This window comes from Glutamicibacter sp. AGC46 (genome assembly GCF_053543715.1).
On sequence record NZ_JBLVOJ010000011.1, the window covers coordinates 379,984 to 386,817 of the forward strand.

Below are 6,834 nucleotides of genomic sequence, written 5' to 3' on the forward strand. Positions count from 1 at the left end.
CCCCCCCCGCAGCCAAAGCTAAAGGGCAGGGTGCAGAATTAGCCCTGCTCAAGGAGCTGGAAGCTTACGCCACCCTGCTCATCCACCGCCGCGTCGAGTACTTTGCCCTCCAAAGCGTCGGCAATCGCTTCATCCACGTAGACTGGGCTGCCTTCGGAAGCCACGACGCCGTCGGTGCTTTCGGGAGCGGGGACAATCTGCAGGCCGAAAGCGGCATCTTCCGGGTGTGTGCTGTCTGCCTGCATGATGCGCAGACCAGCGGTTTCTTCCTCGGCCTGGTTGGTGACGATCGCGGTCACGATCGATGCTGCTTGGTCGGTCAGTGCGAGCACGAGGCTCTCCTTCCGGTTGAGGACATACCAAGTTCAGGGCATGTGGGTGCCACGATTCCAAAAAACGCAACGAATCTCAACACCGCTTAACAGCTGCGCAACATGCTTGGACTTGAACCCCGCCAGCCCGATAGGGTCCGCCCCAACACATAGACTGGCGTTGCCCTGCAAAGGAGAAATAATGCGCGACGCTCAGGCAGCCAGCGGCAGGAGTGCCGCTGGGCACGGAATACGCTTGGCTAATTTTCAACCGCAGGACTTGCCTGCAATCCATGCCTTTGCCGCTGACCCAGTGGTGTGCCAGTACTCGACATGGGGACCCAACCAACTGGCCGACACCCGGGAATTTCTCGCCGATGCACTGCTCGAGCAACCGCATAGGGTCCTGCAGGCGGTCATGCTCGGTGATGTTCTCATCGGTTCAGCGTCGGTGTGGGTCACCGACCGGAAAGCCAAGGCAGGGGAGATCGGCTACACCCTGAATCGAGAATACTGGGGAAACGGATACGCCACCGAAACCGCTGGACTCCTGCTCCGTCGGGGATTCGAGGTTCTTGGTTTGGAACGGATCAGTGCAACCTGCGATGCGAGAAACGCAGCTTCCATCCGAGTCCTTGAAAAGACCGGATTCAAGCTGGAAGGACGCCGGGTTGAAGATCCAGACAGTGACGCAGCACGGGCTGAAACCCTGATCTTCAATATTGGCCGAACCTAGCCCTGGGCAGTCTCCTTGCAGGTATATTGGCAGCAACAGCGACGAGGAAGGCCCAGATGAGACTCCATCACGTTCAGTTGCCGATGCCACGCGGCCAGGAAGCTGAAGCCCGCCGGTTCTACGGTGAAGCCCTGGGCCTAAGCGAAGTCCCCAAGCCGCCTTCCCTTGCCGGCAGGGGAGGTTGCTGGTTCCGCGCTTTCAACGCAGATGCCGTTGTGGCGGAAATCCATCTGGGCATAGACGATCCATTCATTCCAGCCAAGAAAGCGCATCCTGGAATGGTCTGCGACTCGGTAGAGGAGTGGGAAACCCTCGCTGGCCGTATCGATTCCATGGGCTATGAACTGTCTTGGGCAGAGCGCGAAACCTTTGAAGGGTATCTGCGGTTCCATGCCCGCGACGGTTTCGGGAATCGTCTGGAAATCATGACCCCATCTAGCTAGCGCAAGTACTATCCGGTCAGGAGCCATCGTGGAACAATCCAGCTTTGCAGCAACCAGGGACCATCCCGTGCCAGACGACGTTGCGCGGTTGCTTGCCACCGTTCCTGAATGGTTTGGCCAACCTGAATCAAACGCAGAGTACATCCAGTCCGCGCGGACCAAGGAAACCTGGACCGTTCGCAATGCCCAAGGCGCAGTGCTCGGTGTGCTCTTGGCAGAACGGCACTACCACCACTCCGTTGAGATCCATCTGATGGTGGTCGACCGTGGATACCACGGCGGTGGAATCGGTTCGGCTTCGTGCGCAGCCATTGAAGCCGAGGCGCTCGCCGGCGGAGTGCAGCTCTTGCAGGTCAAGACCCTGGGTCCTTCGCACCCGGATGCCGGCTACGCGAAAACTCGGCGATTCTATGAAAAGCAGGGCTTCCTTCCCCTGGAGGAAGCTAGCCTCTGGGGAGCTGGGACGCCCTGCTTGATCATGGTCAAACCGCTACCTGGCAAGTAGCAATAGGATTGAAATGATGCCTGGTTCCAGCGCTCATGCCGAATCCTGGGAGTTCATCTTCCAGTTGTTTCCATCGTGGACTTCGAGCCGTAGACTGGGTGGATTCCGTCACGACTCTAGGAGATATCCTTGACTGAAATTTCAGCTCTCGCCCAGAACCTCGCCAAGCAGCACGCCTCAGGTGAACTGCTGGTCATGCCAACCGTGTGGGATGCCTTCAGCGCCAACATCGCGGCATCCGCTGGCTTCGCCTCGCTGACTGTCGGAAGCCACCCCGTCGCCGATGCCTTGGGCAGTGAAGATGGCGAGAAGATGGACTTCGCAGACTATCTGGCCGCGGTTCAGCGAATCACCAGCAGTGTCGATGTGCCGGTCAGCGCTGACGTTGAATCCGGCTACGGCCTGGATCCGAAGGAACTCTTCGAACGCGTTGCGGCAGCGGGCGCTGTCGGCGTGAATATCGAAGATGTTCTCCACCGTGAAGGCGGCCGTGTCCGTGAACGCCATGAGCATGCGGACTACATTAACGGCGTCCGCCAAGCAGCAGATGCAGCAGGCATCGAATTCGTGATCAACGGACGCACCGATGCAGTGAAGCTGGCCGATAAGTTCGCAGACCCGCTGGGCGAGGCAATCGAGCGCATCAAGCTGATGGAGCAGGCTGGTGCGCGTAGCGTGTATCCGGTGGCCCTGGCCAATGCCGATCAGGTTGCGCAGGTCGTGCGAGCAGTCAGCATTCCGGTGAACGTGACGGCCCACCCAGTCAACGCGCACCCCGCCGGTGACCTCGGAGCCTTGCGTGAGCTAGGGGTTCGTCGCGTGAGCTTCGGACCGCTGTGGCAAATGTGGTTGGCGGAGATGTCCGGCAAGCAGCTCGGAGCTTGGCTCTAGGCCTTCCCCGGATCAGGCAGTGCGCGCCAGGCGGGCGACGGCCGCACGCGGGTTGCATCAAGGAACGGCAACCCGGGCACAGCCCGGCACCTCACAGGACATTTGTGTTCTGTGAATAGTTGGAAAATCTGCCGCCAGGGCATTTCGCCTTGGCGGCAGGCTCCGGCATTGCCGGGACTGGCCCGCACCAAACGGGTGTCAAAGGCCCCTGGCTTTCCGCAGCCGAACTAGTTGCTGATGCCGTAGGCCTTGCTGATGCTCTGGTTGCTTTGAAGTGTTTCGAGCATGAACGCGGCAAGATCATCACGCGTAATGCTTCCACCCAGCCGGCCTGGTTCACCAACTTGCAGTGCGGTCCACTTGCCGAGGGCAGGCTTGCTGCCCAATCCGGTGGGGCGCACAATGCTCCAATCCAAGCCAGAATCTTCCACTAGCTTTTCCTGCTCGGTGTGGTCGGCCAAAGGCTTGGCCAATAGCATTTTGGAGAGGAAACCGATTACGCCGGGAAATTGCGAACCGGAGTTTCCGGCGCCCAGGGAAGACTGGATCAGCAGGCGCTGGGGACCGTTCGCCTGCATCGCGTGGACAACACTGCGAGTCACGCTGGTGCGGGCATTTTTCTTTCCCTTGCTGCCACCCACGGTGATAGCTACGGCGTCGGCGCCGGCAATCGCCTGCACCGCGAATTCAGGATCAGAAGCATCGCCGTTGAGCTGAATTATTTGCCCATGCGCGGTGCGGGAACCGCTTCGCGAGACGACGGTAACTTCATGGGATGCCTGGCGCGCGAGTTCAGCCAGCGCAGCGCCGGTTCCGCTGTTGCCACCGATAATAACGAGTTTCATGAGTTCTTTCCTTGAAGCGTGAAGGCATCAGGTGCCCTGCACTATTCTCCCGCAATACGGTTGAGCGTTTTCATCAGTTTCTTGAAGGTGCGCTGGCCAGTCTCCGACAGGCACACGAGGGTGATGCCGTAGCGGTCTTTGCGTTCCTTTGACAGGTGGATTAGTTCACGATTTTCCAGATCCTTGAGGATCTTTGAAAGGTCGGCGGTGGACAGCCCCGTGGCTGCTTGGAGTCCAGCGAAATCCGCCCGTTCGACCTGGCTCAGATGCGCCAGCGTAACGAATCTTTTGGGCGCCAGAAGCAAGGGATCAAGTTCTTGGTAATTCATGGAGCTCAGCGCCGAATTAACAGGAAGAGGTAGTAGCCAAGCCACAGCACCGGTGCGAGGCCTGCCAGCAGCAGTGCTTCAGGCCAAGGTGCGGTTTCATGATGGACGATGCTTCGCCAAATAGGCAGGAACAACCAGGTGGCAAAAAGGACCAGGATCGTGCGGGCACCGCGATAACGCGGTTCATTGATGCGGCGTTGCCGCGCAGAGAACCAGTGATTCGCTGACAATAAGGCAATGATTGCTGGCGCTACGGCGATCCATCCGTATCCGGACAGCGCCAGCAGTCCTGCCGCCAATGATGCGGCAACGACCAAGATCGCTATCGCATGATCGACGGCCTTGAGTTCTCGGCGGGGGCGGTGGGGGACCGAGCCCAGCAGTTGCTGCGCCTTGCCGGGCGATAGCGGGGTGGATGAACTGGAATCTTGGCTCATGCCTCAATCTTTGCAACTAGTTGCAATATTTGCAAGTAGTATTTTGTTTCAATTCCGTATCTGTTCATGCTTTTTATGATCGGACGGTTGAGGAACTGCTATTCTCGGACGGAGCCAGCTAAACCAACCCACGGCACCGAGGCACGTCAACATGAATGCTTTTTTGCTCGATCTGAAACAGCCATGGGCCACCGTCGGAGTGCATTCGCGTGGCGACCTGAAGCCGATACGCTCATTGCCTTGGCCACGTTGCTGGCGTTTTCCCTGTGCTACTACGCGGGGACCGCGATTAATAGCCTTTTTCTCTGGCTCGGCATCTTGGTCTTCGGAACCTTTGTCCCTCTCTGGACGGTGCTGCACCGGCGCCGAGAGACTCTTGCAGGGGTGGGGATCACGAGAAAACTCCTGCTGGCATCTCTCGCTATTTCCCTGGTGCTGGGTGCCGGGTCCGCCTACCAGCTGGTCACCTTGGCCAACGCCAGTGGCGCCGATATCGCAAGCCATCTGGCGGCGAACTTCTTGGCCTTGTGGGAACCGTTCTTTGTCTTTGGATGGTTGTATCTGCGGTGGGAACGCGCTTTCGGATGGTTGCCAGCTATTGCGCTGACTGGCCTCGGCTTCATGGTTCAGCACCTCGGTTCGGTTCCGGCGGCAGCTGCAGCAGGATTCGGTGCTTTCGCGATCTTGTTCGCGATTGCCTTTGCCATGATGCGCAACCTCGCGGTGTTGTGGCCGCTGTTCTACCCAGTAGCCAGTGGAATCGGGACCTTGCAGGCTGGGTATTCGATGGGATGGGGCGATGCCGGCATCTCGGCTATCGTACTGGTGCTCCAGCTGGTGATCTTCTGGTGGATCGCCAAGAGGGCCAAAAGCCTGCCTGCAGCCTAGCCCAAGGCGCCAGCGGCATAGGCAGCCTGCCCGACATGGACCGAGGCGTCGTCAATGATCGATACCAAGCGCACCCCACGGGTAACCGCCGGGTCCCAGCTTCGATCAATGATTTCGTCGAGTTCTTCCTCGCGCAGTCTGGAGGCGTAGCCGCCGAGCGCGGAAAGGCACGCCTCCAAATAGTCCAGGAGCAGCTGCTGGTCGTTGACGATGATCGAGCGAGCCTGCTCGGCACTGTGCCCGAAGCCCATCGAATCGCCGAGCTCGCCCAAATTGAAGCGGTCCCGGAACTGCTCCCAGAGTTCAGGCTGACCGCTCAGCGCCGAGAGCTGGATATCTGCTTCGCGCCCTGAATGCCATAGAAGCCATGCAATGGAGTTGGGGTGGTTGCCCGGGTGCGCGTTGAGCTGTTCACTGCCCAGCTGCGGAAGCGCGCGTACCGCGTCAACTGTCCGCTGGGCCAAGTCTGACAGGAGCTCGGAGACTTTCATGATTCCTCGTTCTTCCCGCGATGCCAGTCGCAGGATTCGTTATCGGCAATGAATTCGGCGGCGAGATAGGTGGCAACGGCGGCAGTGTTGTCGCTGGCAGTGCATACCAAGGCGCTGGATGCTCCCATGGATCGCAGTTCTGCAGCGGCCGCCAGGCTGATCGCCGTGCCGTACCCTTGGCCGCGGGATGCCGGATGCACCGCTATGGGCTCCAGCAGCCCTGGCCGTCCGGGACCAGCAGACCAGACCGCTGCGACAGCCAGCGGGTTCATGTCGCTGTCATAGGCGGTCAGGCATTGCCCCTGGGCATAGATGGGAGTACTGGCCATGGTATGCCAGCGCTGCACCGCACGCGCCAAGTCTTCTGCTGAGAAATCGGCGCCGCGAAAGGCATTGAGGTGGACTTCCATCCATTGGCTGGCTTGGGCAGAATCCACCCGTCGAAAGGTAAGCTCCGGCAGATGCACCGGAGTGTCCAGCGAACGGCGCAAGGGAGTCCATGCTTCGCCCGGAGCCCACCCGTTGGCCTGCAGGACCTGGCCCAAGGCCGTCGCGCCGCGGGCTTCGATGCTGGCGGATGAGGAAGGGAAGATCCGCTGTTGCGGCGAGAGGAGGTCGGTGTGGATCTGCTCGGCCAGCGGCTGGATGCCGACGTAGTCCGGATGCAGGGCCATTCGCATGAGATCCGGGCCATCGAGCAGGCCAATGGCATAAATCGATTCGCGATCCGCCCAGACCCGCAGGCTTTGCGCAGTGATTTCCAGACCCCGCATTGCGTACCAGCCCACATCCCCGGGATGCAGCTGCAGGGGCAGGCCATCGCGTTGCCAACTGGCGAGCTCATCGACGAGGTCGGCAACCTGCGCCGCGGCGGGGGTAAGCATTCTAAGGCCCATTGGCCCATTCAAGCACTGGGCCTGCCATGGGACAAGGGTTCGCGACAGGCAGCGGGCCAGCA

General features: G+C 60.0%; 11 protein-coding genes. 5 read left to right on the top strand and 6 right to left on the bottom strand.

The features are described 5' to 3' along the window. Positions 1-38: 38 nt before the first annotated feature. Complete coding sequence (locus ACNPM8_RS06970) at positions 39-332, bottom strand: Fe-S cluster assembly protein HesB (protein WP_105657563.1); 294 nt, start codon at positions 330-332, stop codon at positions 39-41. A 235-nt stretch (positions 333-567) separates the two neighbouring features. Here ACNPM8_RS06970 and ACNPM8_RS06975 point away from each other — a divergent pair, with 235 nt between their 5' ends. The 4 genes from ACNPM8_RS06975 (at position 568) to ACNPM8_RS06990 (ending at position 2,886) form a co-directional block, all read left to right on the top strand. Then, positions 568-1,047 (top strand): GNAT family N-acetyltransferase, encoded by a 480-nt coding sequence (locus ACNPM8_RS06975; RefSeq protein ID WP_448939519.1) that lies wholly within the window; start codon positions 568-570, stop codon positions 1,045-1,047. A gap of 56 nt (positions 1,048-1,103) precedes the next feature. Further along, positions 1,104-1,490 carry a VOC family protein gene (locus tag ACNPM8_RS06980; RefSeq protein WP_434692851.1) on the top strand — a complete coding sequence of 129 codons (387 nt, stop codon included), beginning with the start codon at positions 1,104-1,106 and terminating at the stop codon, positions 1,488-1,490. Positions 1,491-1,557: 67 nt separating this feature from the next. Continuing rightward, the gene (locus ACNPM8_RS06985) at positions 1,558-1,995 is read left to right on the top strand and encodes a GNAT family N-acetyltransferase (RefSeq protein ID WP_448939520.1); all 438 of its coding nucleotides are present in this window, start codon (positions 1,558-1,560) and stop codon (positions 1,993-1,995) included. A gap of 129 nt (positions 1,996-2,124) precedes the next feature. Beyond that, the gene (locus ACNPM8_RS06990; protein WP_448939521.1) at positions 2,125-2,886 is read left to right on the top strand and encodes an isocitrate lyase/PEP mutase family protein; all 762 of its coding nucleotides are present in this window, start codon (positions 2,125-2,127) and stop codon (positions 2,884-2,886) included. Positions 2,887-3,113: 227 nt separating this feature from the next. Here the strand turns inward: ACNPM8_RS06990 and ACNPM8_RS06995 are convergent, their stop codons facing one another. Genes ACNPM8_RS06995 through ACNPM8_RS07005 form a run of 3 tightly spaced genes read right to left on the bottom strand, consistent with a single transcriptional unit; the run spans position 3,114 to position 4,497 of the window. After that, positions 3,114-3,731 carry an NAD(P)-dependent oxidoreductase gene (locus tag ACNPM8_RS06995; protein ID WP_448939522.1) on the bottom strand — a complete coding sequence of 206 codons (618 nt, stop codon included), beginning with the start codon at positions 3,729-3,731 and terminating at the stop codon, positions 3,114-3,116. A 41-nt stretch (positions 3,732-3,772) separates the two neighbouring features. After that, positions 3,773-4,060, bottom strand: a complete 288-nt coding sequence (locus tag ACNPM8_RS07000; RefSeq protein ID WP_133833678.1) for a transcriptional regulator — start codon at positions 4,058-4,060, stop codon at positions 3,773-3,775. Between the two features lie 5 nt (positions 4,061-4,065). After that, positions 4,066-4,497, bottom strand: coding sequence for a hypothetical protein (locus ACNPM8_RS07005; protein ID WP_133833679.1), 432 nt, complete (start codon positions 4,495-4,497; stop codon positions 4,066-4,068). A gap of 183 nt (positions 4,498-4,680) precedes the next feature. On the opposite strand from ACNPM8_RS07005, the gene ACNPM8_RS07010 reads away from it, so the two are divergent. Further along, a complete protein-coding gene (locus ACNPM8_RS07010) occupies positions 4,681-5,385 on the top strand; it encodes a hypothetical protein (protein WP_448939523.1) in 705 nt (234 codons plus the stop codon). Here the strand turns inward: ACNPM8_RS07010 and ACNPM8_RS07015 are convergent. Continuing rightward, complete coding sequence (locus ACNPM8_RS07015) at positions 5,382-5,876, bottom strand: DinB family protein (RefSeq protein WP_448939524.1); 495 nt, start codon at positions 5,874-5,876, stop codon at positions 5,382-5,384. The genes ACNPM8_RS07010 and ACNPM8_RS07015 overlap by 4 nt on opposite strands. After that, positions 5,873-6,834 (bottom strand): GNAT family N-acetyltransferase (locus tag ACNPM8_RS07020; RefSeq protein WP_448939525.1); only part of this gene is annotated, 962 nt, incomplete at its 5' end. The genes ACNPM8_RS07020 and ACNPM8_RS07015, both read right to left, overlap by 4 nt.

Bases quoted from the DNA above. Each gene is read 5' to 3' on its own strand.
- ACNPM8_RS07010 (WP_448939523.1), top strand. From the start codon at position 4,681: ATGGGCCACCGTCGGAGTGCATTCGCGTGGCGACCTGAAGCCGATACG.
- ACNPM8_RS07005 (WP_133833679.1), bottom strand. From the start codon at position 4,497: ATGAGCCAAGATTCCAGTTCATCCACCCCGCTATCGCCCGGCAAGGCG.
- ACNPM8_RS07015 (WP_448939524.1), bottom strand. From the start codon at position 5,876: ATGAAAGTCTCCGAGCTCCTGTCAGACTTGGCCCAGCGGACAGTTGAC.
- ACNPM8_RS06980 (WP_434692851.1), top strand. From the start codon at position 1,104: ATGAGACTCCATCACGTTCAGTTGCCGATGCCACGCGGCCAGGAAGCT.
- ACNPM8_RS07000 (WP_133833678.1), bottom strand. From the start codon at position 4,060: ATGAATTACCAAGAACTTGATCCCTTGCTTCTGGCGCCCAAAAGATTC.
- ACNPM8_RS06995 (WP_448939522.1), bottom strand. From the start codon at position 3,731: ATGAAACTCGTTATTATCGGTGGCAACAGCGGAACCGGCGCTGCGCTG.